The organism is Luteibacter sp. UNCMF331Sha3.1, assembly GCF_900109915.1.
Lineage (GTDB): Bacteria > Pseudomonadota > Gammaproteobacteria > Xanthomonadales > Rhodanobacteraceae > Luteibacter.
The window spans coordinates 153,928-180,056 of the sequence record NZ_FOBU01000003.1 but is presented as its reverse complement, the minus strand read 5'-3'; the positions used below and the strand labels follow the sequence as shown (position 1 = coordinate 180,056).

Sequence of the window (26,129 nt, the reverse complement as noted above, 5' to 3'; positions counted from 1 at the left end):
AACAGGGCGAGTCAGCCAAGCACCTTCGGCAGGTCCTTCCCGATCTTCTCCGGCGTGTCCGTCGGCGCGTAACGCTCCACTACCCGCCCGTCGCGGTCCACCAGGAACTTGGTGAAGTTCCACTTGATGCCCTCGGTGCCGAGCAGGCCCTTCTGTTCCTTCTTCAGCCAGCGATACAGCGGATGCGCGTTCTCGCCGTTCACGTCGATCTTGGAAAACATCGGAAACGACACGTCGTAGGTCAGCGAGCAGAAATCGCGGATCTCCGCTTCGTCGCCCGGCTCCTGGTGGCCGAACTGGTCGCAAGGGAATCCCAGCACCTCGAACCCGCTGTCGTGGAACTGCTTCTGCAGCGCTTCGAGACCCTTGTACTGCGGCGTGAACCCGCACTTCGAGGCCACGTTGACCACCAGCAGGGCCTTTCCACGGAACTCGGCGAGCGAGCGCTCGTTGCCGTCGATGTCGCGGGCGGAGAAATCGTAGATGCTGGTGGCCATGCGGGCTTCCCTGGTGGTTGGTCTGGCGGAGTCTACGCCTCTCCACGGGCCCATGCGCCCGGGCTTCGGCTACCATGGCACGTCTTTGACGGCCAAGAGCCAACGCCTGTGATCCGTTTCGCCGCCGCCTCCAAGTCCTATGCCGTGGACGGAGCGCTCGTCCCCGCCCTGCACCCCGTCGACCTCACGATCGAGGCCGGTGAAGTGTTCGGCATCATCGGCCACTCCGGCGCCGGCAAGTCGACGCTGCTGCGCCTGATCAACCTGCTGGAACGCCCGACCAGCGGCAAGGTGTTCATCGATGGCCGCGACGTGACCGACGCGCAGGGCGCCGACCTGCGACGCCTGCGCGCCGGCATCGGCATGATCTTCCAGCACTTCAACCTGCTGTCGTCGCGTACCGTCGCGGACAACGTGGCGTTTCCGCTGCGGCTGCATGGCGGCAAGGACGACGCGACGATCGCCGCGCGGGTGGACGAGCTGCTCGAGCTCGTCGGCCTCGCCGCGCATGCGCGCAAGTATCCGGCCCAGCTTTCGGGTGGACAGAAGCAGCGCGTCGGCATCGCTCGCGCGCTCGCGAGCCGCCCGTCCATCCTGCTCTGCGACGAGGCCACCAGCGCGCTCGATCCGCAGACCACGGCATCCGTGCTCGAACTCCTCGCGGACATAAATCGTCGCCTGGGGCTCACGATCGTGCTGATCACGCACGAGATGGACGTCGTTCGCCGCGTGTGCGATCGCGTCGCGGTGCTCGACGCCGGCCACGTCGTGGAGCAGGGCGCCGTCGCCGACGTCTTCCTCCATCCGCGCCATGCGACGACGCGGCGTTTCGTCGCCGAAGCGGATCACCGCGAAGGTCGCGGCGCGGACTTCCCCGGCGTGAGCGGCCCGCTGTTCCGGCTCTCGTTCCGCGGCGACGCCACTTACTCGCCGTTGCTCTCCAGCGTGGTGCGCGACACCGGCGTCGAATACAACCTGCTGTCGGGTCGCGTCGACCGCATCAAGGATGTGCCCTACGGACAACTGACGCTCGCCATGCACGGCGAGCGGCTGGACGACGCGCTCGCGCAGATCCGCGCCGCCGGCGTCGATATCGAAGAGGTGGCCCGATGAGCCCGCTGCAGACCCTGTTCCCGAACATCGACTGGCCCGAGATCGCACAGGCGTGTCTGGACACCCTGCTGATGCTCGGCGGCTCGCTGCTCTTCACCCTGGTTCTCGGGCTGCCGCTGGGCGTGTGGCTGTTCCTCACCGCGCGCGGGCAACTGCACGCGAAGCCGAAACTCTATGGCGTGCTGTCGCTCGTGGTGAACGTGCTTCGTTCGGTGCCCTTCATCATCCTCATGATCCTGCTCATTCCCGTGACGCAGGCCATCACGGGTGTGAGCATCGGCATACGCGGCGCCATCGTGCCGCTGGTGATCGGTGCCGCGCCGTTCTTCGCGCGCCTCGTCGAAACGGCGCTTCGCGAGGTGGACCGCGGCGTGATCGAGGCCAGCCAGGCCATGGGAGCGACGACGGGACAGATCGTCACCCGCGTCCTCCTTCCCGAGTCGCGCCCCGGCCTGATCGCCGCGACGACGGTGACGGCGGTCGCGCTGGTCGGCTACACGGCGATGGGCGGCATCGTCGGGGCGGGCGGCCTCGGCGCCCTCGCCTATCAGTATGGGTACAACGGCTACAAGCCCGATTACATGCTGGTCACGGTCGCTCTGCTCGTGGTGCTGGTGCAGATCCTGCAGTCGATCGGCGATCGCCTCGTGGGCCGGTACAGCCGTCGCTGAACGGGCACCGGGGGCGTTTTGCATCCGGCGGTATGGACGTCTATGCTGTCGCACCGCAACATGACGCGACGGACACCCCCATGAAGAAGTACCTGCTCCCCCTCGGCACCGCCCTCGCGATCCTTCTCGCGGGCTGTTCGGGCGGCCAGGACGGCGACAAGGGCGGCGAGACGAAGCTGACCGTCGCCGCCACTCCGGTGCCGCACGCGGAGATCCTCAAGGAGATCAAGCCCCTGCTGGCGAAGGAAGGCGTGGACCTCGAGATCCGCGTATTCACGGATTACGTGCAGCCGAACATGCAGGTGGCGCAGAAGCAGCTGGACGCCAACTTCTTCCAGACCGAGCCCTATCTCGACGCGTTCAACAAGGAACGCGGCACCCGTCTCGTCACGGTGGTCGGCGTGCACATCGAGCCGTTCGGTGCGTATTCGCGCAAGTACACGTCGATCGACCAGCTTCCCGATGGTGCCGACGTGGTGATCCCGAACGATCCCAGCAACAACAGCCGCGCGCTGCTCCTGCTGGCGAAGCACGGCCTGATCACGCTGAAGAACCCCAACGATCGCCTCGCGACGCTGAAGGACGTCGTGGAGAATCCGAAGCACCTGAAGTTCCGCGAGCTCGAAGCCGCGATGCTTCCGCGTGTGGTCGGCGAGGTCGACCTCGCGCTGATCAACACCAACTACGCGCTGGCGGCGAAGCTCAATCCGCTGAAGGACGCCCTGCTGATCGAGGGCAAGGATTCGCCGTACGTCAACTTCCTCGTCGCCCGTCCCGACAACAAGGACGATCCGCGCGTGCAGAAGCTCGCGAAGGCCCTCACCTCGCCCGAGGTCAAGGCCTTCATCGAGAAGACCTACGGCGGCGCGGTGCTTCCCGCGTTCTGAGGCAGGTCGAACACCTTGCGCAGGTAGGCGACGTAATCCGGGTCCTCGAAACCCATCGCCTTCCCCGGCGAGTCGGAAAGCTTCGCCACCGGCTGGCCGTTGCAACGGGTCATCTTGATCACGATGTTGAGCGGCGTCGGCCCCATGTCGTTGGTCAGGTTCGTGCCGACGCCGAACGACAGCAGGCAACGGCCGGCGAAATGCCGGTAGAGCTCCATCACCCTCGGGATGTCGAGACTGTCACTGAAGACCAGGGTCTTCGTGCGAGGATCCACGCGATTCCTGTCGTAGTGCGCGAGCACCCTGTCGCCCCAGCTGAACGGATCGCCCGAATCGTGGCGTGCCCCGTCGAAGAGCTTGCAGAAGTACATGTCGAAGTCGCGCAGGAACGCGTCGAGTCCGTAGACGTCGGAGAGCGCGATGCCGAGGTCGCCGCGGTATTCGCGCGCCCAGGCCTCCAGCGCCGCCGTCTGCGAATCGCGCAGCCGGGGCCCGAGCGACTGGAATGCCTGCAGGTATTCGTGCGCCATGCTGCCGATGGGTACGAGACCCAGCCGCTTCGCCAGCCACACGTTGCTCGTGCCCGCGAGCTGCGGACCGAGCCCGGCCTTCAGCGTCGCCAGCATTTCCTCGTGCCAGTCCCGGGAGAAACGACGGCGCGTGCCGTAATCGGCGATGCGCACCTTGTCGTATCCCGGCGTATCGCGCAGCCGTTCGATCTTCGCCTTCAGTCGCGCCCTGCCCTCGTCGAGCCCGATGTCCGGATACGCGCTGCGGAAATACAGCTCGTTGACGATGGCGAGCAGCGGCACTTCGAACATGATCGTGTGCAGCCACGGGCCGGAGATCACGATGTCGATCTCGCCGCCGCCATGCGCCGCGGGCGCGATGTGCACGTACTTCGCGTTGAGCTGGAAAAGGCCGAGGAAATCGACGAAGTCGCTGTCGATGAAGCGCAGGCCGCGCAGGTAATCGAGCTCGTCGTCCGTGAAACGCAGCGCGCAGAGCGCGTCGAGCTCCTCGCGGATGCGGCCGATCAGCGGCACCAGATCGATGCCGGGCGTGCGGCAGCGGAAGCGGTATTCGACCTCGGCGGCCGGATACTGATGCAGCACGACCTGCATCATCGTGAACTTGTACAGATCGGTATCGAGCAGCGAGCCGACGATCATGCCGTGGCGCCCGTCGAGACGATCTGCCTGTTCACCGCGTCGACGAAGGCGTCCGTGCCGGGCCACGACGTGATCCGGCCCAGTTTCTTTCCGCGATGGAACAGGAACCATGCCGGGATGCCGTGCAGGCCGAAACGCGTCGCCATCTTCGGATCGTCGTAGACGTTGTCGTGCAGCCAGCGGACTTCGGGCCAGCCGAACCGCTCCGCCGTCAGCAGGATCTGCCGCTTGGCGATATCGCAGTTCGGACAGTCGCGCCCCCAGAGGAAGAGGATGACGATGCGGTCGTCGTCGGCGGCGAGCTCGGCGTCGAGTTCGCCGGTCGTCACGCGCTGCATCGGAAAACGCTCGAAGAAATCGGGGACGGTGGTGTCGGCCATGGGGAATTCCGTGGATCGTGTCCGGTCCACATGGGGGCGTTGCGGCCATAATCCGAGGGTCCCCGTCCGATTCGCAAGGCCTCACGTGCGCGCACTCATCGCCATCCTCCTGCTGACCTGCGCCGGCATCGCGCCGGCCGCGACCCTTACCCTGCAGACAGGCGCCACCGCCCGGGCGTTCACCGTCGAGCAGCTGCTCGCCCGGCCCGACGCGCGCGAGATCCGCGTGCCGGGCGATGTCTCCTACCATCGCGAGACCCGCTATGTCGCCGTTCCGCTGAAGGCCCTGCTGTCGGGCGTGCCCGCCGATGCCCATCTGCAGTTCGTTGCCCTCGACGGCTTCGCCGCGGAAATGCCGGCGTCGCTGATCGTCGACGGGCACGGCGCCGAGGCGTGGCTCGCCGTCGAGCCCCCGGGCAAGCCGTGGCCCGCCCTCGCGGAGGGCAAGCCCAGCGCGGGGCCCTTCTATCTCGTGTGGACGAACCCTGCCGCGGGCCAGGTGGGTCCCGAGCAATGGCCGTACCAGGTGACGGCCATCCGTGTCCTCGCCGACCCCGCATCCCGCTTCCCCGCCATGCAACCCGCGGCCAGCCTGCCGAAGGATGCACCGGCCCGCCGCGGTTTCGCGGTATTCCAGCGCAACTGCATCACGTGTCACACGCTCAACGGCCAGGGCGACGCGAAACTCGGTCCGGACCTCAACATCCCGCACAGCCCCACCGAGTACCTGCGCGACGACCTGTTCCGCACGCTCGTCCGCAACCCACAGGATCTCCGCCACTGGCCGCAGGCGAAGATGCCCGGGTTCGATCGCAAGGTGCTCACGGATGCCGATCTCGACGATCTGCTGGCGTATCTGAAGCACATGTCGGGGCGGAAGGCGCAATGATCCCCGTGGGAGCCAGCCTGCTGGCGAATCAGTCTCGCCGCGAGCTCTCATCGCCAGCAGGCTGGCTCGCACCCAGGCGCGCCAGTTCACGCTCGCGTCTGGCGGGCGGCAACTTCGACAGCTGACGCACACGCTCGTAGAACACGTCCCAGCGCCGGTCCGACTGGGCGAACACCGCGCCGAACGCGTCGACCCACGTGTCGTACAGCCCGAACGGCAGCAGGCGCGCGTTATTCAGGGGGCGTGACATCCAGCGATCGTAGCGATGGTCGCCGCCCGCTTCCGCGGCGCGCCAGTCGAGGTAGCGGCCGCGAAAGTCCTCGAACGCCTCCGCCTTGGCCACGCGCTTCGCCTCGTCGGTGCGATCCTCCGCATAGATCGCCTGCAGGCGGTCGCGCAGGGCGAGCACCTGCGTGGTGAACGAACGTTCCAGCCGGTCGCCGCGCTCGTCGGGCGGCGACAGACGACGCGAGCGCCGCCACTCGCGCAGGCCTTCGCGCTCGACGAAGGTGGCGAACGATTCGTTGAACGACGAGTCGTCCTTCACGTAGAGCTTCTGGTGCGCGAGTTCGTGAAAGATCGTGCCGGCCAGATCGTCGTCGTCCCAGCGCATCATGCTACTGAGGATGGGGTCGGCGAACCAGCCGAGCGTGGAGTACGCAGGCACCTCGCCGATCGCGACGTCGTGGCCTAGCGCGGCCTGCCGTGCGGCCTCGCGATCGGCGAGGTCGCGACGGAAGTAGCCGCGATACGCGACGCATCCCGCGACCGGAAAGCAATGCGTCACGGGCGCGGTCGAAAGCTCGGGCGTGGCGAAGACGTTCCACGCCACCCAGGGCCGGTCGAGCGCGACGTAGTACGTGTAGCTGCGGTTCTCCGGCAAGCCGAGGTTCGTCGAAGCAAAGCGACGCGCCTCGCCGGCCAGGACGAGGCGGTCGCGGGTCGACACGGGCGTCTTCGGATCGGCGATCACCTTCGCGATCGGTCGCCGATCCCCCAGCAGTGCCGCCTGTCCGTGGGCGACATGGGCGTAATAGCCGAGCGAACGGCATCCGGCGAGCAACAGCAGGGTGGCGACGAAGGCTAGGGACACTGGGCGCATGCGCCCTATTGTGCACGCCTCCCCGTCATCGCCTGAAGCACGCCATCGCGGCGGATCAGGCCGTGCATCAAGGCCGCCCCCATGTGCGCGAGATAGGTGAGGAAGAACAGCCACGCGAGGTAGCGATGGGCTTCCCGCAGCCATGCGTACAGGAGCGGATCGAAGGGCAGGATCGGTGGCAGGCGAAGGCCGCCTCCGAGCGTCACCGGGAAATTGCCGGCCGACAGCATGCCCCAGCCGACGAGCGGAAGACCGATCATCAGCACGTAGAACAGCCAGTGCGAGGCGTGCGCGGCGAGCTTCTGCCAGAGCGGCATGTCGTCGGGCAGCGGGGGCGCCGGGTGCGTGAGGCGGAAACCCAGGCGGATCAACGCCAGCACGAAGATGCTGATCCCGAGCGGTTTGTGGATGGCGAGCAGCCACGTGTGCTTCGATTCGACGCTGGTGACCATGCCGGCGCCGATGAAGAGCATCGACACGATCATCGCCGCCATCAGCCAGTGCAGCAGGCGCGCGAACCAGTGGAAGGTTTCGGGACGGCTCATGGGCGGGCCTCCTTCGGATGGGCGGTGCCCGGGACGTGCGCTTCCTCGCTGGTGCGGCGCAGGAACGAATCGGCGTAGGTCGACGAACGCGCGGGGAGCAGCGGGTCGTCCGATGGCTCGATACCGCGAGGGAGGATCATCGGATCGTAGTTGACGTCGCGACACGGGCCAGCGGCCTGCGCCTCGGCGGCGTCGACCACGACGGTACCCGCGTCGACGAGCTTGCGCCCGTCGGGCCAGACCTTCGTCGCGTCGTCCACCGGGTCGCCGGGGTCGGCGAAGATCATCTGCAGGTGCCAGCGCAACGGCCCCTGCCCCAGACGCTTCATGAGGTCGGCGGCGAGGAAGTCGGCATCGCCGGCGGCGGCACCGCCGTCGCCCTCGGGCCCCTGCTCCGGCACCACCTGCCAGCGGACGGCACGGCGCTGCCCGCCCGCGTCGCGCAGGTAGAACGCGTTGATGCTGCGGTAGGTCTCCGTGGCGTAGCTCGCCGACGGCTTGGCCGACTTGATCCATGCGAGGAACGGGCCCGTCTCGGGGTGCGCCCCGAAGAAGGCTTTCGCCTTTTCGGGGTCCGGCTTTCCGGTGGCGGGGTCGGGATGCGTCGCGACCGTGAGGTCGTAGAACGCCTTGGGCGTGGTCACCGGAAACACGGGCATCGCGTTCATGCCCGTGCGCCACTGCTCGCCGTCGGCAAGGTCGAAGCGCAGGGCGAAGCTACGGATCGGGATGGATCCGTCCGGCGCGTACGGGTTGCCGCCGGGAATGGCGAGGCGCCCCACGAAGGGCGTGTTGCCAGGAGCGAACAGGCGGGCGGTCGAAAACGCCGCCAGCGCGCCGTTCGACTCGAAGCGGCCGGTCACGCAGATGCCCTTGGCGTGGTTACGGCGGAAGCCCGGATGCTCTCCGCCCGTCGATTGCAGTTCGTCGACGATGCGTTTCGGCGTGAGGCGTTCCGGCGCGAGCCACCCCCCGACATACCCGAAAACGGCAGCGACGGCCGCTACGATCACCCCTATCGCGACCCATCGTCCCGTCGTGCGGACCGGTGGGCGTGATTCCTGCCTTTCGTCTGTCATCGTGTCGTTCCTGGTGGCGTTGGCATTCCAGGGTGGGACGTACGTCAGGGACTTTTATTCCCGGCGTGGGAATAATTTCGCCCATCGGACGTCCAACGTCCATATCAGATCCGGCGAGAGCCCCCCCGGCATGTCCGACCCGCGAATCGATGAAGCCCTCCGCTCGATGCTGCCGCGCATGCGGCGCTTCGCGCTCTGGCTTACCCGCGACGCGCATGCCGCCGACGACCTCGTGCAGTCGGCCGTCGAACGCGCGTTGTCCCGCTGGCATACGCGTCGCGATGAAGAGAGCCTGCGCGGTTGGCTCTTCGCGATCTTGTACAGGCTGTTCCTCGACGGCAAACGCCGGGCCGCCCGGCAGGCCCTGCTGCTGGGTTCGATCTCGAACGACGAACCGACGTGGCCGTCCGCCGAGCGCGTGGCGCTCGCCCATTCCACGCTCGCCGCCTTCGCTGCCCTGCCGGTGGAGCAGCGCAGCCTGCTGCTGTGGATCACCGTCGAGGGCATGAGCTACCGCGAGGTGGCCGACATCCTCAAGGTGCCGATCGGCACGGTGATGTCCCGCCTATCCCGCGCCCGCCGCGCGCTCCGCCAGCTGGGCGAGGGCGACCCCGAATCCCCGTCACTGCGACTGCTGAAATGACGACGACCACGCCCCCCAGCGAACACGACATCCACGCGTACGTGGACGGTCACCTGGACAGCGCGCACCGCAGCGAGGTGGAGCGTTACCTCGCCCGGCACGCGGAACAGGCGGAAGAAGTCCACGGCTGGCGTCAGGATGCCCAGCAGCTCCGTACGCTGCTCGCCGGCGATCTCGCACCGGCACCGGGCCTCGACCCGATCCTCGTGCGCGAGACGTCGCGGCGCCGCCGCGCCCAGCGGCTCGCCGTCGCCGCGGCGTTGTTCGTCTGCCTCGCGGTGGGCAGCATCGCCGGCTGGACGGCCCGGGGTGTCGGCACCGGCGACGCTCCGATGGCGGATGCCATGCAGGCGTACCGGCTTCTGGCGATGGACCACGGCGTGGGCATGGATATCACGACGGGCAACGAAACCGACCTGCGCGCCTGGCTGGCCGGACGAATCGGCTCGGACATCCGCCTGCCCGACCTCGCCGACGCCGGGTTCCGTCCCATCGGCGGACGCCTTTTCGCCACCGAACAGGGCCCCGCGGGCATGGTGCTTTACGACGACGGCAACGGTCACACGGTCAGTTTCTACGTCCGTCCGCCAGGACCCGCGCGGCACCTGCTGCCGCGCGGCGCGCGCGAGGAAGGCGGCCTGCTGGCCAGCTACTGGTCGGACGGAGGGCACAACTACGCCGTGGTCTCGACGTCGACGGAAGCGGGACGCGGCGCCGCGGAACGCGTGGTGGCGCGCTCGATCTGAGCGCACCCGCCGCGGGATAAGGCGCGTGCGTCAGCGCTCGTGCAACTCGCCCGCGTGCAGTTCCAGCGTGCGATCCATCCGCCCGGCCAGTCGCGAATCGTGCGTCACCAGCACGAAGCTCGTACCGATCTCGCGGTTGAGCTCGATCATCAGTTCGTACACGTGCGCGGCGTTGGCCTCGTCGAGGTTGCCCGTCGGCTCGTCGCCAAGCACGCAGGCCGGGCGCGTCACGAGCGCGCGCGCGACGGCGCAACGCTGGCGCTCGCCGCCCGACATCTCGGCGGGCCGATGACGCAGCCGGGCGCCCAGCCCGACGCGTTCGAGCAGCGCCGTCGCTTCCTTCTGCGCCTGCGCAATGGAGACACCGCGAATCAGGAGCGGCATGCAGACGTTTTCCAGCGCCGTGAACTCGGGCAGCAGGTGGTGGAACTGGTAGATGAACCCGAGCGATCGGTTGCGCTCGCGACCGCGCTCGGCGTCCGACAGCTCGGACAGCACGCGACCGTTGACCTCGACCTTGCCGGCGCTGAGCGTGTCGAGACCGCCGATGATGTGCAGGAGCGTGGACTTGCCCGAACCGGACGCGCCGACGATGGACATCGTCTCGCCGCGGCGCAGCGCGAAGTTCACGTTGGACAGCACGCCGGTGCGGAGGTCGCCCTCTTCGTAGACCTTGGCGACGCCGGTGGCGCGCAGGACGATGTCGTTCGACTCATTCATAACGGAGCGCCTGGGCGGGCTGCGTGCGCGAAGCGCGCCACGCCGGGTAGAGCGTCGCAAGCAGCGAGAAAGCGAACGTCACCAGGACCACCCAGCCCACGTCGGACCAGAGCAGCTGACTCGGAAGTTCGCTGATGTAGTAGACGTCGGGCGAGAGGAACGTCTGGCCCGTCACGTGTTCGATCCACTTCACGATGACCGGAAGGTTGAGCGACAGCACCGCACCCAGCAACACGCCGAAGCCGATGCCCACGATGCCCACCAGCACGCCCTGCACCATGAACATGCCCATGATGCTGCGCGGCGTGGAACCCAGCGTGCGCAGGATGGCGATGTCGGCCTGTTTGTCGGTCACCAGCATCATCAGCATCGAGATGAGGTTGATCACCGCGACCAGGATGATGAGCGAGAGGATGATGAACATCACCTTCTTCTCCATCTCGATCGCGCGGAAGAAGTTGGCGTGCGTGTCCATCCACGTGGCCACGCGGTAGGTCTGGCCCAGTTCGTTCGCCAGCACGCCCGCGACCGGGTACGCCTCGTTCATGTCGTCGAGTTTCAGCCGGATGCCGGTCGGACCGTCGGTGCCATTCAGGCGCGCGGCGTCCTGCATCGACACGAGTGCCAGGTTGGCGTCGTATTCCTGCATGCCCAGCTCGAAGATGCCGCTGACGGTGAAGCTCCGCAGCTTGGGCACGGCGCCCATCGGCGTGGCCGTGAACTGCGGCACGACGACCGTGACCTTGTCGCCGACCGACACGCCGAGCTGCAGGGCGAGCTCGCGACCGAGCACGATCTTCCAGCTGCGATCCGTGAGGTCGGTCATCTTGCCCTCGACCATGTGCTGGTCGATGTCCGACACCTTCGGCTCCATCGACGGCAGCACGCCGCGGATGAGCGCGCCGCTCGGACGCTGCGCCTGCAGGAACGCCTGGATCTCCACGTAAGGCGCGGCACCCCGCACATGGGGCGTCGCTTCGGCCGTGGTGATGGCGCCCTGCCAGTTCTGCACCGTCTCGTCGATACCCGACACCGTCACGTGCGACACCGCACCGAGGATGCGATTGCGCAGCTCGCTGTCGAAGCCGTTCATCACCGACATCACGGTGATCAGCGCTGTCACGCTGATCGCGATGCAGATGATCGACACCGTCGAGATGAACGAAATGAACTGGTTGCGGCGCTTCGCGCGGGTGTAGCGCAAGCCGATGAAGAGTTCCAGGGGTCTGAACATGATCTGTAGGAACAGCCTTTGATGAGGGAGTCGCCACGAAAGGCGGCACCGCGCGGCAGAGTGCCCGATGCGGCCCTTCCGGGCAAGCCGACCGGATGTCCTGCCCGGATCTGACAGCGACGCCGCGATCAGGTTCCAGCCCGACCGAAGCACTCCTGCAGGTTGGCCCCGTGGGAAGCGCGTTCACGTGCGAAGGGTGCTCGTGTCGGCCCGGCCCGAAGCAAGCATGCCCGCTGCCGCGGGCTCGCCGGCAAGCCAGCTCCCCACAAAGGCACCGCAAAGCCGGCCATTCTGTGGGAGCGAGCTCGCTCGCGAAGGGTGCTCGCCTCAGCGCTTCCCGGACATCAGCCTCCCGCGCAGCAGCCGAAGCTCGTCCGCCGCCAAGTTGTCCGGCAACAGCGCCACCTGCTCCGCTCCGCCGTCCCAGCGCAGGTCGAGGAACACCGCCCTGCCGAAAATACGTGCGTGGCGCGGCTCCGCCGCCCGCTCGTCGCCGCCCGCCAGCGTGACGGTCCACACGTCGTCGGATGCCCAGCACAACGCCGAAAGCGCCGGTCGCCCGAACGCGCGCAGGCGCGCGTAGCCGACCATCGCGATGGCGACAGCCAAGAAAAACCGGAGAACGAGGGGCAGACCTGTGAACCAGGGCGCCATGGCGGCCAGCGCCGCGACCCCGGCGCCGACACGTATCAGCCCGGGCGAGGCCCGGTACTCAAAGGCGATGCCTCGCGCGAATGTCATCGATGATGCCCTGCCAGTCGTCGCGGGGAGCGCGGGCATGGCCCATCACCCAATCCCAGAGATCGGGATCCTGGACGTCGAGGAGTTCATCGAATGCCAGCCGCGTGGCTTCGTCGGCGTCGGCGAAACGCTCGTCGAGCCAGCCGCCGAACAGGCGATCGAGTTCGCGCGTTCCCCTGCGGGTACGCCAACGGAGACGCTTGAGTCGGGCTTCTTCCATACGCTGGCGGACCTGCCCCGCAGGAGCCGCTAGAGCGGCTCCTGCGGGGCAGAACCCGATCAGGCCGAGCGGCGCTGCACGATCAGTTTCTTGATCTCCGCGATCGCCTTCGCCGGGTTCAGACCCTTGGGGCAGGTGCGCGCGCAGTTCATGATCGTGTGGCAACGATAGAGCTTGAACGGATCCTCGAGGTCGTCCAGACGCGAGCCGGTGTCTTCGTCGCGGCTGTCGACGATCCAGCGATACGCCTGGAGGAGGATCGCGGGGCCGAGGTAACGGTCGCCGTTCCACCAGTAGCTGGGGCACGACGTCGAGCAGCAGGCGCACAGGATGCACTCGTAGAGACCGTCGAGCTTCTTGCGGTCTTCCGGCGACTGCAGGCGCTCCTTGTCGGCGGGCGCCGGGCTCTGCGTGCGCATCCACGGCTTGATCGACGCGAACTGCGCGTAGAAGTGCGTGAGATCGGGCACGAGGTCCTTCACCACCGGCATGTGCGGCAGCGGGTAAATGTTGACCGTGCCGCCGCCACAATCGCCGATCGCCTTGGTGCAGGCGAGCGTGTTGGTGCCGTCGATGTTCATCGCGCACGAACCGCAGATGCCTTCACGGCACGAGCGGCGCAGTGAAAGCGTCGAGTCGATTTCGTTCTTGATCTTCAGCAGGGCGTCCAGAACCATCGGACCGCACGTGTCGAGGTCGACCTCGTACGTGTCGGTGCGCGGGTTCTGTCCGTCGTCCGGCGTCCAGCGGTAGACCTTGAAGGTGCGCACGTTCTTCGCGCCCTTCGCCGGGTAATGCTTGCCGGCCTGGATCTTGGAATTCTTGGGTAGCGTGAACTCTGCCACGATGGCCTCTCCGGTCCGGTATCAGTAAACGCGCTTTTTCGGCGGCACGACTTCGACATCGTCCGTCAGGGTGTACATGTGCACCGGGCGGAAATCGAAGCTCGACTTGCCGGCCTCGTCGATCCACACCAGCGTGTGCTTCTGCCAGTCGTGGTCGTCGCGATCGGGGAAATCCTCGCGGGCGTGCGCGCCACGGCTCTCCGGACGCTGCTCGGCCGAATGCATGGTGGCCACCGCCTGCGCGAGCAGGTTCGACAGTTCCAGCGTTTCGATAAGGTCGGAATTCCAGACCAGCGAGCGGTCCGACACCTTGACGTCCCTGAACGTCGAGAACACCTCGGAGATCTTCTGCGAGCCTTCCTTCAGCGTGTCGCCTGTACGGAAGACCGCGGCGTCGGACTGCATCGTCTTCTGCATTTCCGCGCGGATCTGCGCGGTCGGCTTGTCGCCGTCGGCGTAGCGCAGCGCGTCGAAGCGGCCCAGGATCTTGTCGAGCGCGTTGGCCGGAAGATCCTTGTGCGGCGCGCCCGAGGTGATGAGTTCGGCGCAGCGATTCGCCACCGCGCGACCGAACACCACCAGGTCGAGCAGCGAATTCGAGCCGAGACGGTTGGCGCCGTGCACCGACACGCAGGCGGCCTCGCCGATGGCGAACAGGCCCGGCACGATCGAATCCGGATCGTCGTCGCGCTTGGTGACGACTTCGCCGTGATAGTTGGTCGGGATGCCACCCATGTTGTAATGCACGGTCGGCAGCACCGGGATCGGCTCCTTCGTGACGTCGACGCCCGCGAAGATACGCGCGGATTCGGCGATGCCCGGAAGGCGCTCGTGGATGACCTCGGGGCCGAGGTGCATCAGGTTCAGGTGGATGTGATCCTTGTTCGGACCCACGCCACGGCCTTCGCGGATTTCGATCGTCATCGCGCGACTGACGACGTCGCGCGAGGCGAGGTCCTTCGCGTTCGGCGCGTAGCGCTCCATGAAGCGCTCGCCTTCCGAGTTGGTGAGGTAACCGCCTTCGCCGCGCACGCCCTCGGTGATGAGGCAGCCCGCGCCGTAGATGCCGGTCGGGTGGAACTGCACGAATTCCATGTCCTGCAGCGGCAGGCCGGCGCGCAGCACCATGCCGCCGCCGTCGCCCGTGCACGTGTGGGCCGACGTCGCGCTGAAGTACGCCCGGCCATAGCCGCCGGTCGCCATCACCACCGCATGGCCACGGAACAGGTGCAGCGTGCCTTCGTTCATGTCGAGGGCGAGCACGCCCACGCACTTGCCGTCCTCGAACACGAGGTCGATGGCGAAGTATTCGATGAAGAACGTCGCGTCGTGCGCCAGTGCCTGCTGGTAGAGCGTGTGCAGGATGGCGTGGCCCGTACGGTCGGCCGCGGCACAGGTGCGCTGCGCCGTGCCCTGACCGTAGTGCGTGGTCATGCCGCCGAACGGACGCTGGTAGATCTTGCCTTCCTCGGTACGCGAGAACGGCACGCCGTAATGTTCCAGCTCGATGATGGCCGGAATCGCCTCGCGGCACATGTACTCGATCGCGTCCTGGTCACCGAGCCAGTCGGAACCCTTGATCGTGTCGTAGAAATGGAAACGCCAATCGTCTTCACCCATGTTGCCGAGGGCGGCCGAGATGCCACCCTGCGCCGCGACGGTGTGGGACCGCGTGGGAAAGACCTTCGTGATGCACGCGGCCTTGAGGCCCTTCTCGGCCAGGCCGAAGGTGGCGCGCAGACCGGCGCCGCCGGCACCGACCACGATCACGTCGTACTTGTGTTGTTGAACCTTGTAGGCTTCCATCGATCAGCTTCCGAGCGCGACGCGCAGCACGGCCAGTACGCCCGTGAGCGCGGCGAGTACGGCGATGAACTTGATGATCACCAGCGAGGCTACTTCGAGCCAGCGTGTGTGGACGTAGTCTTCGATCACGACCTGCAGCCCCAGGGTGAGGTGCCGGTACATGGTGAGGATGAGTGCGATCAGCATCACCGCGTTCCACGGCTTCGCCAGCGTGGCGCGGGCCGTGGCGTAATCCGCGTGCAGGATGCTGAGGACGGTGCCGATGAACCACAGCGTGAGGAACACGAGGCCGAGCGCGGTCACGCGCTGGAGCATCCAGTGGCTGACGCCCTCTTTCGCGGAACCGAGACCGCGCGCACGGGCGAGCGGGTTGCGCAGGTCCTTGCTCATGCGTGGGCTCCCGTCAGGATGTAGGCCCAGACCAGGGCGGTGAGCACGAACGCGGCGACGATGCCGAGCCAGCTCGAGCGCACGAACGACGGCACGGCGTAACCGGCGCCGGTGTCCTGCACCAGGTGACGGATGCCGTTGCACAGGTGATAAAAGAAGTTCAGCGTCCAGCCGACCAGCACCACGGTGCCGAAGGGCGAGCCGGCGACACCGGTGAACGTGGCGAAGGCTTCCGGGCCGGCGGCGACGGATGCGAGGCCCCAGACGATGATGAGGCTACCGACGGCATTGATGATGCCGGTGGCGCGATGCAGGATGGAAGTCACCATCTGCACTTGCCACTTGTAGACCTGGAGATGCGGTGAGAGCGGTCGTCCCGTTTGTGCCATGGCGGCTATCCTGGATTGGAATCGCTGATGCCCAACAGTCTCCCGTCGCCTCCCGGTGCTCAGAAGTCGATGCAGCGTCCGTTCTTTTCCCAGTCGCCGTAACGCGTTGGGTCCAATGGCGCTTTCTCGACCCCCGCTGCGCCATTCGTGGGGACGGATGGCGGTACGAGCGGCTTCGCCGGAGCGGAATCGTTCGCGTCCTGGGGTTCGGAGGGATTGTCGGACATGGTTATAAAGCCCTAAAAGCGTAATACCTGTGCCACGGCAGCACAACCTTGACGAACGTGACGGACCTTGGCTTGGCCTTGGCCCGACCGTATATCTTACGCCTCCGCCCCTCCCCGCGCTGCCCCCATGCCCCGTACTACCACTCGCCTCATCACACTCTCCGGCCCCGACGCCCCCACGTTCGCGAACGCGCAGCTGAGCAACAACGTGCTCACCCTGCCGACCGGCCGCTGGCACTGGAGCGGCTGGCTCGATCCGAAGGGTCGCGTGCGTGCCCTCTTCCACGTCGCCCGCGTCGCCGACGACCGCTTCGTACTCGTGCCTCGCGGCGGCGATTCCGTCGGGCTCGCCGACGACCTGCGTCGCTTCGTGTTCCGATCGAAGGTGAAGATCGCTGTATCGGAGGCGATGCACGTCGTCGACGGCGACGCGCTCGGCGAAGGCGAAGCCGTCGAACACCACGACGGAACGCTCGTGCTCGGCGAAGGCGACGCATCGTTGCGCATCGGTGCTGCAACGGGCGACGACGCATGGCGCGCGCGGCATGTCGCGAAAGGTTTCGCATGGCTTCCCGATAACGCGCTCGCCACGTTACTGCCGCCCGCGCTGTCGATGGAGCGCATCGGCGCCGTCGCATTCGACAAGGGATGTTTTCCCGGACAGGAGATCGCGGCGCGCCTGCATTTCCTCGGCGGGCACAAACGGCATCTGCATGTCGCGATCGCTGAACACATGCTTCAGGAAGGCGATGCATTGCGCATTAACGGACGCGACGTCGGTATCGCGCTGATGATCGATGCATCGTCAACGCGGCCTACGACTCTCGTCGTACTCGACGACGCCGCGACGCAAGAGGAGACTCTTGATATCGAGGGCAATCGACTACAAATAGTTACGACGTTCACGGCATAACGACAATGCGTGTCGCAAAAAATCGTTCTCTTTCATGCATGAGTCGAAGCTGAACCAAGCGGCCCGCGCACTTGCGTAAATCGATTTGCGCCACTAGGCTCCGCCGATCGATTTGTAGTGGCCATGGTGTATCGCCATGGTGACACCCGCGACGATCCGTCGACGATGACGGTTCTGGCGCGACCCGGCGAAAGCCGGAGTTGAAGCAACGCGCATCTCCTTGCAGAGCGCGTGTACAGCCAACGGAGCCGCCGCACAGCGAAGCCGCTCCCTTTTGGCGAACCCCCATACAGGACGGCTCCGGACAGCCGACCAGTACAGTCACAGTGTGTGACGCCCGCTTCATCCGTATTTCTTTTTCATTCCTCGGATGAATGTCGGTTGGTCCAGGTAGTAACGGCCTGCCCGCCCGTCTACCGCTCATACGTCTCCCATGGCTTTTTTTCCAGCCGCAAGTGACGGAAAAGCTCGTTGGAGGCAGATACACATGAAACTTTCCGCTTTGCTCTGGATGGCGTCCGTCCTCCCGAGCCACCTCGCCGACCAGACATGTCTGGCCACGACGGTGTACCTGGAAGCCCGCAGCGAACCCACCATCGGCCAGTACGCCGTGGCGGAAGTCGCGCTCAGGCGCCGCGATCGCGGCATGGGCGGCGACAATGTCTGTGAAGTCGTAAAGGCACCGCGTCAGTTCGCCATCACCCTCATGCCGAAGGATTTCGAGATCACCGATCTCGTGGCATGGACCAAGGCATGGAAAATCGCCGGCGACTCCATCAACAACTGGAGCCTGCCCAAGAGCGAGCGCCTCGTCTATGTACCGCAGGCGGATCATTTCGCCACGGTCGCGGTATCGCCGAGCTGGTCTGCCAGCCGCGTCGTTCGCAAGATCGGCGACCACGCTTTCTACGCCGTCAACTGACTGGCGAAAAGCGCGGGGGAAAAGGGATCCAGGCGGGCAGCTTGGGATCTCCGGGAAAAGGGGCCCTCGGACGAGGGTCTTTTTTTGCGCCAAAGAAAAGGCCCGCGAAAGCGGGCCTTTTCTTTTGGACGTCTATACGGCCATATCGTCAGCGACGATAGACCCGGTCGCCACGCACCTCGACGTAGTCGCCGCGACGCAGCTGTGGATCTTCGCGCTGCGTGACCATCGCGGAGCGCCCGTCGTCGAGACGGATGCGGATGCGGAACGCCACGTCTTCCGTCCCGTTTCGCTTGCCGACCTGGTTGCCCACGAGACCACCGACGACCGCGCCGCCCACCGTGGCGGCCGAACGCCCGTCGCCCTTGCCGATGGTGTTGCCCAGCAAGCCACCCGCGACGGCGCCGATGACGGCGCCGAGCGGCGACGATTCCTTGTCGACGTACACCTGCTCGATGTCCTGCACCACACCGCACTGCTCGCAGGTACGCGAGGATCCCGAATAGACCACGCGATCGCCGCCATAGCCGCGACGCGGCTGCTCGTAACACGCGGTCAACGACAGCGAGGCGATGGCGACGGCGACAAGGCCGGTGCTACGAACGATATTGCGCATGGAGTACGTCCTCGTGGTGAGACCGATCAGGGAAATCAACGCGCGTCGGAGACGACGCTCACGCCTTCCTGCACCTCGACGCGGTCGCCCGGATCGTGGTCCATGCGAACGGAGCGCGTCACGCCGTTGTATTCGTAGCGCACGTCGTACGCCACGATCTTGTCGCCGCTTGTCCCGGCCACGGTGTTGCACTTGCGGACGGTGCTGGTGACCGTATTGGTCTCCTGACGGCGTTCCTGGATCTCGTGACCCGCGTAACCGCCACCCACGGCGCCGGCCACCGTCGCCAGCGTGCGGCCCTTGCCGCCGCCGATCTGGTTGCCCAGCAGGCCACCGGCCACCGCACCGATGGCGGTACCCGCGATCTGATGCTGGTCCTTCACCGGGGCGCGACGGGTCACGACCTCGTCGTGGCACTCGCGCTGGGGCGAGCTGGCCGCCTGGCGCACGGGGTCGACACTGACGACCCGGGCGTACTTGGGGCCTGCCGCTTCGGGCGCCGGCGCCATGGCACCGGCCGGCGCCGAGCCGTTGGCGACATCGGCATTCGCATCGCGGTTACAGGCGGAAAGCGTCAACACCAGCGCCGCGCCCAAACCCGCGTTCAGGACGGAAATCTTCAACCTGCTCATAACCCTGCTCTCCAGAAAAAATGCAGCGACCCGATGGCGCGAAGGCCCATCACCCGGAAGTCGCCTCGGGTCCATTTGACAATCGTTAAACTGAACGAAGCCTTAGACTGACGCCTACGTTCATTTCGGCATTACCCCTACATGCTCGATCTCATCGACACGCACGCACACCTCGACGACGTATCGTTCGACGGCGACCGCGCCGACATGTTCGCCCGCTCGGCCGCCGCCGGCGTGCGGCGCTGGATCGTACCGGCGATCGATCGCGGAAATTGGGAGAAAGTCGAGGGTCTGGCGACGTCGCGCGACGGCATCTACCCCGCCTACGGGCTCCACCCGCTCTTCCTCGATGCGCATCGGGATGAACACCTCGACGAGCTGCCCGCCTGGCTGGCCTGCCACGGCGCGGTCGCCGTGGGCGAGATTGGCCTCGATTTCTACGTGGAAGGGCTGGACCCCGCACGCCAGCGGGAGATCTTCGTCCGCCAGTTGCACATCGCGAAAGAGCACGACCTGCCCGTGATCGTGCATGCCCGTCGCGCCTTCGAGGAAACCATCCACACCCTGCGCCGCATCGGCGGCCTTCGCGGCGTGGTGCACAGCTTCGCCGGCAGCGAAGAACAGGCACGGCAACTGTTCGATCTCGGCTTTCACATCGGCATCGGTGGCCCCGTCACCTACGACCGCGCGAATCGCATCCGGCGCGTCGTCGCCGCCATGCCGCTCGAATGGCTGCTGCTGGAAACCGACGCACCGGACCAACCCTGCGTGCACCACCGTGGTGAGCGAAACGAACCTGCCTTCATGACGGACGTGCTCGAGACGATCGCGGCGCTCCGGGAGGTGACGCCTGCGGCGATCGCCTGCGCAACGACCCGCAACGCGGAAAAGGCCTTCGGGCTCGCCATCGATGACTGGAGAAACGACGGCTCGGGCGCACCTGCGCACTGACGCCTATGTCTGTCGCCAACCGCCAGATGCCGTCCGCGCCGCCGTCGGCTTCATCGCTAAGGGGCTCCCGCCAGAATCAGCTCGCAGGGTATCGACTGCGTCGTCGTTTCCCGGTACCCGGGTCGATAGATCTCGATATGAAAATGTTTCGTCGGACCGCCCCGCCAGAACCAGCACGCGACGCTGATTTCGAGCGTCGCTCTTCCGTTCGCATCCATGTCTCTTATAGCCGTGGCGAGACCGGATCGCGTCTTGTCGTCGTCCACGAGTTCGGCGGCGACGCGCCCCCAGGTCACGGGGTCCCCCTGTTCGTCCCGGAGCTCGACCGTCGCGACACGTGTGGCGATCTCACCAGGCCGGTTCCGGATGACTTCGCCGCCGGACAGAATCCGGAGCGTGGCCGGCACCCTGTCGGATACCGTGCGTGTGTACAGAACGGACGCATCCGGAGTGCCGTCGACGGGCGTCGCCCGGATAGCCGCCGTACCCGGATTGGGGCCCGTTACCCATCGATCCATCGGAATCGCCGTGCCGTCGTCCTGTGTGACGGCAACCGAGTCCATCAGCAGATGGTCGACGCCCTCGACGTAGAAGCCCGATCCGGTTCCCCCATCACTCTCCACGTGGTATTGGATCACCGCCCCACTCACGCGTGAGCCCATCGCATCAAAGGCAACGCCGATGAGATGAGGCGCGCGGCCATTGGCGTCCGAAACGCCGTGCAGATTCGCTTCGGGGACAGCCAGCCTTGCCACCACCTGGGCCGCCGGGAACAACGTCGGAGGGCGGATACGCATGAAATCCGCATCGACGAAGTAAGTGGCGGCTTCCGCTGAAAGTGCACCGCCGGAAACAGACTGTCGGCCGTGACGACCATCGCTTCGATCATTCATCTTCCTCTCCCTGGAACCAGCCGGCATCGCACCGGCACGGACATGGTAAAGCCGCCAGTGATCTCATACGAGGGAAGACCGCATGCGAAAACGGCGGCTTGTCGCAGCCGTTGCACCCTGTGGCGCCCAACGGTACGCTATTAGTTCACCAGCGAACTATCCGCCAGCGAAATGTCCAGCCTCAAACCATGTGTCGATGCGCTCTACGAGGGCGTCGACAGCGTCGCAGGCCGCATCCCCGAGATGCCGCGGTCCGAAGTACTGCTCGTTCGCCTGCTGATGCTGACGGCGGGAGCGCTGCTGCGCGACTTCGAAAGCAAGCTGAAGCCGCACGGCATGAACGACAGCGATTTCCGCACGCTGATGATGCTCTACTGCGCCGAAGACGGCAGCGCGACACCGGGCGAACTGTGCCTGCTGGCCGAACAGAAACCGACCAACATGACGCGGATCGCGAACGCGCTGGCTAAGCGTGATTTCATTTCCCGCTCGCACGCCACGCACGATCGGCGGCAGGTGTTGCTCCGCATCACGGCGGCCGGTCGCCGGTTCGTCAGCAAGCTGCTGCCGCCGATGTTTCCGCCCCTGGTCGCGTCGTTCGCCTGCTTCAGCCCGGCGGAGCGCACGACCTTCGAGCGCCTGCTCAAGAAGCTCGCCCTGCACATCGACTCCGTCGACACGGACGCCTGCCCATGACACGCCCCCGATTCCGCGCCACCCTCCTCGCCTGCGCCGTCGCCGTATCGCTTGGCGCATGTCATGTGCCGGCGAAGATCGACCGTCCGTCGCTGCGCGACGAGGCACCTCTCGCCGGCGTCGAGGCGGGTCGGCGAAACACCTGGCCGTCCGCCGAATGGTGGAAGGCGTATGGCGATCCGCAACTCGATCGGCTGATCGAACTGGCCCTTCGCGACGCGCCCGATCTCGCCCAGGCCCGCACGCGCGTCGAATCCGCGCAGCAGAACATCCAGGTCGCTGCGGCGCAGGCGGGGCTGCGCGTCGACGGAAGCGCGCAGGTCGCGCGGCAGCGCATGAGCGAACACGGCCTGATCCCCGCGCAGTTCCTCGGCTTCACCTGGTACAACCAGGCCGACCTCGGCGTGCAGGTACGTTACGATTTCGATTGGTGGGGCAAGAAGCGCTACGCCATCGAGTCGGCGATCGACAGTGCCCGTGCGGCGGAAGCGGAGCGCTCGGCCGCGTCCCTCGCCATCCAGGCGACGGTGGCGGATACGTACTTCGGCTGGCTTGCCGACGAATCCCGTATCGCACTGGCCGCACGCCTCGTCGCGGTGCGCGAGCGCGCCCTGCGCATCGCCGCGCTCCGCGTGAAGCAGGGCGTCGACGTTCCCGATACCGAGTCCCAGGCGCAGGCGGAGCTGGCAGGCGCGCGGCAGCAGCTGGTCGCGCTTCGCGGCTCCGCCGACATCCGCCGGGCGTCGCTCGCCACGCTGGTCGGTGTCGCTCCGGCCGCCCTGCCCCCGCTCTCGCCGCGCGCGTTGCCCGACGTGACGCTCGGCCTGCCCGAGGGCGTCGGCACCGACCTGATGGCGCGTCGCCCGGATATCGCGGCCACGCGCTGGCAGGTCGAGGCCGCTCTTCGCCAGACCGACGCGGCACGGGCGCAGTTCTTTCCCGACGTCAGTCTCAGCGCGATGGCCGGTCTGTCGAGCATCGACATGGACAAGGTCTTCTCCGCCGACAGCCGCGTTTTCGCGCTCACGCCGGCGATTCACCTGCCGATCTTCGAGGGCGGCGCACTCGAGGCCAATCACGGCGTCAGCCGCGCCCAGCTCGGCGCCGCCGTGGCGCAATACAACGCGACAGTCGTCACCGCCGCCCGCGAAGTCGCGACGCAGGCCCTCGGCGCCCGGCAGATCGCCGACCGCCGCGTGCAGCAGGACACCCAGGTCGGCGCCGCGGAGACACTGCTCGCCAGCGCACGTGCCCGTGCCGCGCGAGGGGTGCGCGACGACCGCGAATCCCTCGCGACCGAGGCCGCGCTCGTGCAGCAGCAGGACATGGCCGCGGAACTCCGCGGGCAGGCGCTGTCCACCGACGTCGCACTCGTCAAGGCCCTCGGCGGCGGCTACCGCGCCGAACCCATCGCATCCTCTTCCACGTCTCGCACGAACGGAGCCCCGAGCCCATGAGCGCCACCACCAACGACACGCCGCGCACGCAGGACGAGAGCGGCAACGCGCCCAAGGACAAGCGCAAGCGTGGCCGCGCGCTGCTCATCGCCGTCATCGTGTTCCTGCTCGCCGCCGCGATCTGGTTCCTGCTCTGGCTGTTCGTGTTCTCCACGCGCGAGACCACCGACGATGCCTACGTCGGCGGCAATCAGGTCGGCATCTCGGCACAGGTACCCGGCATCGTCATCGGCGTCTATGCCGACGACACGCAACGCGTGACCGCGGGCCAGGTACTCGTGCGGCTCGACCAGACCGACGCCGATATCGCGCTGCGCAAGGCCAGCGGCGCGCTCGCGCAGGCCGTTCGCCAGGTGCGCCAGCAGACGCAGTCCGCCGCCGGCGCCGACGCCACGCTCGTGGCGCGCCGACAGGACCTCAAGCGCGCGCAGGACGATCTGAAGCGACGCGTGCCGCTCCTCGCCGAAAAGGCGGTGGCACCCGAAGAAGTGCAGCACGCGCGCGATGCGGTGACGAGTGCCCAGTCCGCACTGGATGCCGCGCAGCGCCAGGCCGACGCGGCCCGCGCGCTGGTCGACGGTGCCGACGTCGAAGGCAATCCGGCCGTCGAACAGGCGCGCGCCAGTTTTCGCCAGGCGTGGGTGGCCGCGCAGCGCAATGCCATCGTGGCGCCCATCGACGGTTACGTCGCCCTGCGCAGCGTGCAGGTGGGCAACAGTGTGCAGCCCGGGCAGCAGCTGATGACCGTGGTCCCGCTGCACGACCTCTGGGTCGAGGCGAATTTCAAGGAAAGCCAGCTGCGCCACGTCCGCATCGGACAGCCCGCGAAGGTCGAGGCCGACATCTACGGCGGCGGCATCGAGTACCACGGCAAGGTCATCGGCCTCGGCGCCGGAACGGGCAGCGCGTTCTCGCTGCTGCCCGCGCAGAACGCCACCGGCAACTGGATCAAGGTGGTGCAGCGCGTGCCCGTGCGCATCGCGCTCGATCCCGCCGACCTCGATCGCCACCCGCTGCGCATCGGCCTGTCCACCGCCGTTACCGTGAACATCACGGACGACAAGGGCGACGTGCTCGCCAGGCAGCCTTCCACGGTCGCCGTCGCTCAGACCAAGGTGTACGACGACATCGCCGCGAAGGCCGATGCCGCCGCCGACGCCATCGTGCGCGACAACCTCGGGGGCAACGCGCCTTGAGCGACGCCGCCGAGCTCCCATCCAGCGGCGGCCTGAAACCGCTGCAAGGCGGCACCCTGGTGCTGCTGACGATCGCCGTCGCGTTCTCCACGTTCATGGAGATCCTCGACATGACGATCGTGAACGTCGCGGTGCCGCACATCGCGGGCAGCCTCGGCGTGAGCGCGAGCGAAGGCACGTGGGCGATCAGTTCCTACGCGCTCGCCAGCGCCATCATGCAGCCGCTGACGGGATGGCTGGCGAAGCGCTTCGGCGAGGTGCGCACGTTCTGCGTGTCCGTGGCCCTGTTCGTCGCGTTCTCGATGCTCTGCGGTCTCGCCACCAACATGCCGATGCTGGTGATCTTCCGCCTCCTGCAGGGCGCAGGGTCCGGCCCGATGGTCGCGCTCTCCCTGTCGTTGCTGCTGGCGAGCTATCCGAAGACGAAGCAAGGCATCGCGCTGGCGATGTGGGCGATGACCGTCGTCGTCGCGCCCATCTTCGGCCCCATTCTCGGCGGTTACCTTACCGACAATTTTTCGTGGCCGTGGATCTTCTACATCAACGTGCCCGTCGGCGCCGCCGCCGGCGTCGTGACCTGGTCGATCCTGCGCCATCGCGAAACGAAGATCGTGCGCGCGCCGATCGATACGGTGGGCCTCGCCCTGCTCGTCATCGGCGTGGGCTCCCTGCAGTTCATGCTGGACAACGGCAACGACCACGACTGGTTCGCGTCGCCGATGATCCTGACGCTGGGTCTGATCGCCCTCGTGGCCCTGGTGTTCCTGGTCATCTGGGAACTCACGGCCAGGCATCCGGTGGTGGACCTGTCGCTGTTCGCGCGACGCAATTTCGCCGTGGGCGTGACCGCGCTGTCGCTGGGCATGCTCGCGTTCTTCGGCATCAACGTCGTGTTCCCGCTCTGGCTGCAGACGACGCTGGGCTACACCGCTACGTGGGCAGGCCTCGCGACCGCGCCGGTGGGCATCCTCGCCTTCATCGTGTCGCCCTTCATCGGCAAGAACATCCAGCGACTCGAACTGCGCGCCGTCGTCACGTTCGCCTTCATCGTCTTCGCGTTCACGTCGTTCTGGTTCGCGGGATTCAACAGCGGCGCGTCGTACGGCGCGCTCGTGCTGCCACGCTTCATCATGGGCATCGCCATCGCGTGCTTCTTCATCCCGCTCAACCAGATCTTCCTGTCGGGCCTCAATCCGGACCAGATCGCGGGCGCCTCGGGTCTGGCGAACTTCTGCCGCACGCTCGCCTCCAGCGTGTCCACCGCGATCACGGTAACCCTCTGGCAGCACCGCACCGATTCCCATCACGCGTCGCTGACCGAGTACGTCACGCATGCCGCCCCCGCTACGACCGCCTTCACCCAGAAACTCGGCACGCTGGGCGTATCCGGCAAACCGGCTCTCGGGGTCGTGGACCAGATCGTGACCCGCGAGGCGGCGACCCTCGCGGTCAACGACGTTTTCTGGGGTTGCGCCATCCTCTTTCTCGCCCTGATTCCGATCCTATGGCTGGCGAGGCCTCCGTTCGGAAACGCCGGTGGTGCGGCGGCGCATTAAT

At 66.7% G+C, this 26,129-nt stretch carries 30 protein-coding genes; 13 read left to right on the top strand and 17 right to left on the bottom strand.

Translation table 11 applies throughout. From position 1 onward, the window contains the following. Window positions 1-11 precede the first annotated feature (11 nt). The gene (locus BMX32_RS16500) at window positions 12-497 is read right to left on the bottom strand and encodes a glutathione peroxidase (protein WP_089980817.1); all 486 of its coding nucleotides are present in this window, start codon (window positions 495-497) and stop codon (window positions 12-14) included. A 108-nt stretch (window positions 498-605) separates the two neighbouring features. Here BMX32_RS16500 and BMX32_RS16495 point away from each other — a divergent pair, with 108 nt between their 5' ends. The 3 genes from BMX32_RS16495 (at window position 606) to BMX32_RS16485 (ending at window position 3,168) form a co-directional block, all read left to right on the top strand. After that, the gene (locus BMX32_RS16495) at window positions 606-1,610 is read left to right on the top strand and encodes a methionine ABC transporter ATP-binding protein (RefSeq protein WP_089980815.1); all 1,005 of its coding nucleotides are present in this window, start codon (window positions 606-608) and stop codon (window positions 1,608-1,610) included. Next, window positions 1,607-2,281 (top strand): methionine ABC transporter permease, encoded by a 675-nt coding sequence (locus BMX32_RS16490; RefSeq protein ID WP_089980812.1) that lies wholly within the window; start codon window positions 1,607-1,609, stop codon window positions 2,279-2,281. Before BMX32_RS16495 ends, BMX32_RS16490 begins: the two co-directional genes overlap by 4 nt. 80 nt (window positions 2,282-2,361) lie before the next feature. Next, the gene (locus BMX32_RS16485; protein WP_089980810.1) at window positions 2,362-3,168 is read left to right on the top strand and encodes a MetQ/NlpA family ABC transporter substrate-binding protein; all 807 of its coding nucleotides are present in this window, start codon (window positions 2,362-2,364) and stop codon (window positions 3,166-3,168) included. On the opposite strand, the gene pncB is transcribed toward BMX32_RS16485, so the two are convergent. Together pncB and BMX32_RS16475 are read right to left on the bottom strand one after the other, a co-directional pair. Beyond that, entirely contained in the window at window positions 3,138-4,340 is a 1,203-nt protein-coding gene (gene pncB / locus BMX32_RS16480; RefSeq protein WP_089980807.1) for a nicotinate phosphoribosyltransferase, read from the bottom strand. The genes BMX32_RS16485 and pncB overlap by 31 nt on opposite strands. Further along, the gene (locus BMX32_RS16475) at window positions 4,337-4,720 is read right to left on the bottom strand and encodes a YbbN family protein (RefSeq protein WP_089980804.1); all 384 of its coding nucleotides are present in this window, start codon (window positions 4,718-4,720) and stop codon (window positions 4,337-4,339) included. The genes pncB and BMX32_RS16475 overlap by 4 nt, the downstream gene beginning before the upstream one ends. Window positions 4,721-4,805: 85 nt before the next feature. On the opposite strand from BMX32_RS16475, the gene BMX32_RS16470 reads away from it, so the two are divergent. Then, window positions 4,806-5,609, top strand: coding sequence for a cytochrome c (locus BMX32_RS16470; RefSeq protein WP_244511584.1), 804 nt, complete (start codon window positions 4,806-4,808; stop codon window positions 5,607-5,609). A gap of 28 nt (window positions 5,610-5,637) precedes the next feature. Here BMX32_RS16470 and BMX32_RS16465 read toward each other — a convergent pair whose 3' ends face one another. Genes BMX32_RS16465 through BMX32_RS16455 form a run of 3 tightly spaced genes read right to left on the bottom strand, consistent with a single transcriptional unit; the run spans window position 5,638 to window position 8,335 of the window. Next, window positions 5,638-6,711, bottom strand: a complete 1,074-nt coding sequence (locus BMX32_RS16465; RefSeq protein WP_089980799.1) for an aminopeptidase — start codon at window positions 6,709-6,711, stop codon at window positions 5,638-5,640. A gap of 5 nt (window positions 6,712-6,716) precedes the next feature. Continuing rightward, window positions 6,717-7,256, bottom strand: coding sequence for a cytochrome b (locus BMX32_RS16460; protein ID WP_089980797.1), 540 nt, complete (start codon window positions 7,254-7,256; stop codon window positions 6,717-6,719). Then, complete coding sequence (locus BMX32_RS16455; protein ID WP_089980795.1) at window positions 7,253-8,335, bottom strand: catalase family peroxidase; 1,083 nt, start codon at window positions 8,333-8,335, stop codon at window positions 7,253-7,255. Before BMX32_RS16455 ends, BMX32_RS16460 begins: the two co-directional genes overlap by 4 nt. A gap of 130 nt (window positions 8,336-8,465) precedes the next feature. Here BMX32_RS16455 and BMX32_RS16450 point away from each other — a divergent pair, with 130 nt between their 5' ends. Further along, window positions 8,466-8,978, top strand: a complete 513-nt coding sequence (locus tag BMX32_RS16450; RefSeq protein WP_089980792.1) for an RNA polymerase sigma factor — start codon at window positions 8,466-8,468, stop codon at window positions 8,976-8,978. Beyond that, the gene (locus BMX32_RS16445) at window positions 8,975-9,724 is read left to right on the top strand and encodes an anti-sigma factor family protein (RefSeq protein WP_089980790.1); all 750 of its coding nucleotides are present in this window, start codon (window positions 8,975-8,977) and stop codon (window positions 9,722-9,724) included. The genes BMX32_RS16450 and BMX32_RS16445 overlap by 4 nt, the downstream gene beginning before the upstream one ends. Window positions 9,725-9,754: 30 nt before the next feature. Here the strand turns inward: BMX32_RS16445 and lolD are convergent, their stop codons facing one another. The 8 genes from lolD to sdhC all read right to left on the bottom strand — a co-directional run bounded on the left by lolD (window position 9,755) and on the right by sdhC (window position 16,069). Further along, a complete protein-coding gene (gene lolD, locus BMX32_RS16440) occupies window positions 9,755-10,444 on the bottom strand; it encodes a lipoprotein-releasing ABC transporter ATP-binding protein LolD (RefSeq protein ID WP_089980788.1) in 690 nt (229 codons plus the stop codon). Next, on the bottom strand, window positions 10,437-11,678 hold the full coding sequence (locus BMX32_RS16435; protein WP_089980785.1) for a lipoprotein-releasing ABC transporter permease subunit: 1,242 nt from the start codon (window positions 11,676-11,678) through the stop codon (window positions 10,437-10,439). Before BMX32_RS16435 ends, lolD begins: the two co-directional genes overlap by 8 nt. A 327-nt stretch (window positions 11,679-12,005) precedes the next feature. Continuing rightward, window positions 12,006-12,419 carry a hypothetical protein gene (locus BMX32_RS16430; protein ID WP_089980783.1) on the bottom strand — a complete coding sequence of 138 codons (414 nt, stop codon included), beginning with the start codon at window positions 12,417-12,419 and terminating at the stop codon, window positions 12,006-12,008. After that, complete coding sequence (locus tag BMX32_RS16425; protein ID WP_089980780.1) at window positions 12,391-12,639, bottom strand: FAD assembly factor SdhE; 249 nt, start codon at window positions 12,637-12,639, stop codon at window positions 12,391-12,393. Before BMX32_RS16425 ends, BMX32_RS16430 begins: the two co-directional genes overlap by 29 nt. Window positions 12,640-12,698: 59 nt before the next feature. Continuing rightward, the gene (locus tag BMX32_RS16420) at window positions 12,699-13,484 is read right to left on the bottom strand and encodes a succinate dehydrogenase iron-sulfur subunit (protein WP_089980777.1); all 786 of its coding nucleotides are present in this window, start codon (window positions 13,482-13,484) and stop codon (window positions 12,699-12,701) included. A 21-nt stretch (window positions 13,485-13,505) separates the two neighbouring features. After that, a complete protein-coding gene (sdhA, locus tag BMX32_RS16415; RefSeq protein ID WP_089980773.1) occupies window positions 13,506-15,290 on the bottom strand; it encodes a succinate dehydrogenase flavoprotein subunit in 1,785 nt (594 codons plus the stop codon). Between the two features lie 3 nt (window positions 15,291-15,293). Then, window positions 15,294-15,680, bottom strand: coding sequence for a succinate dehydrogenase, hydrophobic membrane anchor protein (gene sdhD / locus BMX32_RS16410; protein ID WP_089980771.1), 387 nt, complete (start codon window positions 15,678-15,680; stop codon window positions 15,294-15,296). After that, window positions 15,677-16,069 (bottom strand): succinate dehydrogenase, cytochrome b556 subunit, encoded by a 393-nt coding sequence (gene sdhC, locus BMX32_RS16405; protein WP_089980769.1) that lies wholly within the window; start codon window positions 16,067-16,069, stop codon window positions 15,677-15,679. The genes sdhD and sdhC overlap by 4 nt, the downstream gene beginning before the upstream one ends. Window positions 16,070-16,423: 354 nt before the next feature. Here sdhC and BMX32_RS16395 point away from each other — a divergent pair, with 354 nt between their 5' ends. Both BMX32_RS16395 and BMX32_RS16390 read left to right on the top strand, forming a co-directional pair. Then, the gene (locus BMX32_RS16395) at window positions 16,424-17,209 is read left to right on the top strand and encodes a CAF17-like 4Fe-4S cluster assembly/insertion protein YgfZ (RefSeq protein WP_089980767.1); all 786 of its coding nucleotides are present in this window, start codon (window positions 16,424-16,426) and stop codon (window positions 17,207-17,209) included. Window positions 17,210-17,696: 487 nt separating this feature from the next. Continuing rightward, complete coding sequence (locus BMX32_RS16390; RefSeq protein ID WP_089980765.1) at window positions 17,697-18,131, top strand: cell wall hydrolase; 435 nt, start codon at window positions 17,697-17,699, stop codon at window positions 18,129-18,131. 148 nt (window positions 18,132-18,279) lie between these two features. Here BMX32_RS16390 and BMX32_RS16385 read toward each other — a convergent pair whose 3' ends face one another. Then, complete coding sequence (locus BMX32_RS16385; RefSeq protein WP_089980762.1) at window positions 18,280-18,747, bottom strand: outer membrane lipoprotein; 468 nt, start codon at window positions 18,745-18,747, stop codon at window positions 18,280-18,282. Between the two features lie 35 nt (window positions 18,748-18,782). Continuing rightward, window positions 18,783-19,379 (bottom strand): glycine zipper 2TM domain-containing protein, encoded by a 597-nt coding sequence (locus BMX32_RS16380; RefSeq protein ID WP_089980760.1) that lies wholly within the window; start codon window positions 19,377-19,379, stop codon window positions 18,783-18,785. A 141-nt stretch (window positions 19,380-19,520) separates the two neighbouring features. Here BMX32_RS16380 and BMX32_RS16375 point away from each other — a divergent pair, with 141 nt between their 5' ends. Further along, window positions 19,521-20,330, top strand: a complete 810-nt coding sequence (locus BMX32_RS16375) for a TatD family hydrolase (protein ID WP_089980757.1) — start codon at window positions 19,521-19,523, stop codon at window positions 20,328-20,330. A gap of 56 nt (window positions 20,331-20,386) precedes the next feature. Here BMX32_RS16375 and BMX32_RS16370 read toward each other — a convergent pair whose 3' ends face one another. After that, window positions 20,387-21,223, bottom strand: a complete 837-nt coding sequence (locus BMX32_RS16370) for a hypothetical protein (RefSeq protein WP_139206769.1) — start codon at window positions 21,221-21,223, stop codon at window positions 20,387-20,389. Between the two features lie 171 nt (window positions 21,224-21,394). Between BMX32_RS16370 and BMX32_RS16365 the strand changes: the two genes are divergently transcribed. From BMX32_RS16365 to BMX32_RS16350, 4 genes are read left to right on the top strand one after another with little or no spacing between them, the layout of a single operon-like run. Beyond that, on the top strand, window positions 21,395-21,919 hold the full coding sequence (locus BMX32_RS16365; RefSeq protein ID WP_089980751.1) for a MarR family transcriptional regulator: 525 nt from the start codon (window positions 21,395-21,397) through the stop codon (window positions 21,917-21,919). Beyond that, window positions 21,916-23,376, top strand: coding sequence for an efflux transporter outer membrane subunit (locus tag BMX32_RS16360; protein ID WP_089980748.1), 1,461 nt, complete (start codon window positions 21,916-21,918; stop codon window positions 23,374-23,376). Before BMX32_RS16365 ends, BMX32_RS16360 begins: the two co-directional genes overlap by 4 nt. Next, entirely contained in the window at window positions 23,373-24,572 is a 1,200-nt protein-coding gene (locus tag BMX32_RS16355) for an HlyD/EmrA/EmrK family protein (protein WP_089980745.1), read from the top strand. Before BMX32_RS16360 ends, BMX32_RS16355 begins: the two co-directional genes overlap by 4 nt. Then, window positions 24,569-26,128, top strand: coding sequence for a DHA2 family efflux MFS transporter permease subunit (locus BMX32_RS16350; RefSeq protein ID WP_089980742.1), 1,560 nt, complete (start codon window positions 24,569-24,571; stop codon window positions 26,126-26,128). Before BMX32_RS16355 ends, BMX32_RS16350 begins: the two co-directional genes overlap by 4 nt. The last annotated feature ends 1 nt before the right edge of the window (window position 26,129 follow it).

Excerpts from the sequence above, each read along its gene's own strand:
- BMX32_RS16500 (WP_089980817.1), bottom strand. The coding sequence starts at position 497 with ATGGCCACCAGCATCTACGATTTCTCCGCCCGCGACATCGACGGCAAC.
- BMX32_RS16490 (WP_089980812.1), top strand. The coding sequence starts at position 1,607 with ATGAGCCCGCTGCAGACCCTGTTCCCGAACATCGACTGGCCCGAGATC.
- BMX32_RS16485 (WP_089980810.1), top strand. The coding sequence starts at position 2,362 with ATGAAGAAGTACCTGCTCCCCCTCGGCACCGCCCTCGCGATCCTTCTC.
- pncB (WP_089980807.1), bottom strand. The coding sequence starts at position 4,340 with ATGATCGTCGGCTCGCTGCTCGATACCGATCTGTACAAGTTCACGATG.
- BMX32_RS16475 (WP_089980804.1), bottom strand. The coding sequence starts at position 4,720 with ATGGCCGACACCACCGTCCCCGATTTCTTCGAGCGTTTTCCGATGCAG.
- BMX32_RS16465 (WP_089980799.1), bottom strand. The coding sequence starts at position 6,711 with ATGCGCCCAGTGTCCCTAGCCTTCGTCGCCACCCTGCTGTTGCTCGCC.
- BMX32_RS16460 (WP_089980797.1), bottom strand. The coding sequence starts at position 7,256 with ATGAGCCGTCCCGAAACCTTCCACTGGTTCGCGCGCCTGCTGCACTGG.
- BMX32_RS16455 (WP_089980795.1), bottom strand. The coding sequence starts at position 8,335 with ATGACAGACGAAAGGCAGGAATCACGCCCACCGGTCCGCACGACGGGA.
- BMX32_RS16450 (WP_089980792.1), top strand. The coding sequence starts at position 8,466 with ATGTCCGACCCGCGAATCGATGAAGCCCTCCGCTCGATGCTGCCGCGC.
- BMX32_RS16445 (WP_089980790.1), top strand. The coding sequence starts at position 8,975 with ATGACGACGACCACGCCCCCCAGCGAACACGACATCCACGCGTACGTG.
- lolD (WP_089980788.1), bottom strand. The coding sequence starts at position 10,444 with ATGAATGAGTCGAACGACATCGTCCTGCGCGCCACCGGCGTCGCCAAG.
- BMX32_RS16435 (WP_089980785.1), bottom strand. The coding sequence starts at position 11,678 with ATGTTCAGACCCCTGGAACTCTTCATCGGCTTGCGCTACACCCGCGCG.
- BMX32_RS16430 (WP_089980783.1), bottom strand. The coding sequence starts at position 12,419 with ATGACATTCGCGCGAGGCATCGCCTTTGAGTACCGGGCCTCGCCCGGG.
- BMX32_RS16425 (WP_089980780.1), bottom strand. The coding sequence starts at position 12,639 with ATGGAAGAAGCCCGACTCAAGCGTCTCCGTTGGCGTACCCGCAGGGGA.
- sdhA (WP_089980773.1), bottom strand. The coding sequence starts at position 15,290 with ATGGAAGCCTACAAGGTTCAACAACACAAGTACGACGTGATCGTGGTC.
- sdhD (WP_089980771.1), bottom strand. The coding sequence starts at position 15,680 with ATGAGCAAGGACCTGCGCAACCCGCTCGCCCGTGCGCGCGGTCTCGGT.
- sdhC (WP_089980769.1), bottom strand. The coding sequence starts at position 16,069 with ATGGCACAAACGGGACGACCGCTCTCACCGCATCTCCAGGTCTACAAG.
- BMX32_RS16395 (WP_089980767.1), top strand. The coding sequence starts at position 16,424 with ATGCCCCGTACTACCACTCGCCTCATCACACTCTCCGGCCCCGACGCC.
- BMX32_RS16390 (WP_089980765.1), top strand. The coding sequence starts at position 17,697 with ATGAAACTTTCCGCTTTGCTCTGGATGGCGTCCGTCCTCCCGAGCCAC.
- BMX32_RS16385 (WP_089980762.1), bottom strand. The coding sequence starts at position 18,747 with ATGCGCAATATCGTTCGTAGCACCGGCCTTGTCGCCGTCGCCATCGCC.
- BMX32_RS16380 (WP_089980760.1), bottom strand. The coding sequence starts at position 19,379 with ATGAGCAGGTTGAAGATTTCCGTCCTGAACGCGGGTTTGGGCGCGGCG.
- BMX32_RS16375 (WP_089980757.1), top strand. The coding sequence starts at position 19,521 with ATGCTCGATCTCATCGACACGCACGCACACCTCGACGACGTATCGTTC.
- BMX32_RS16370 (WP_139206769.1), bottom strand. The coding sequence starts at position 21,223 with ATGAATGATCGAAGCGATGGTCGTCACGGCCGACAGTCTGTTTCCGGC.
- BMX32_RS16365 (WP_089980751.1), top strand. The coding sequence starts at position 21,395 with ATGTCCAGCCTCAAACCATGTGTCGATGCGCTCTACGAGGGCGTCGAC.
- BMX32_RS16360 (WP_089980748.1), top strand. The coding sequence starts at position 21,916 with ATGACACGCCCCCGATTCCGCGCCACCCTCCTCGCCTGCGCCGTCGCC.
- BMX32_RS16355 (WP_089980745.1), top strand. The coding sequence starts at position 23,373 with ATGAGCGCCACCACCAACGACACGCCGCGCACGCAGGACGAGAGCGGC.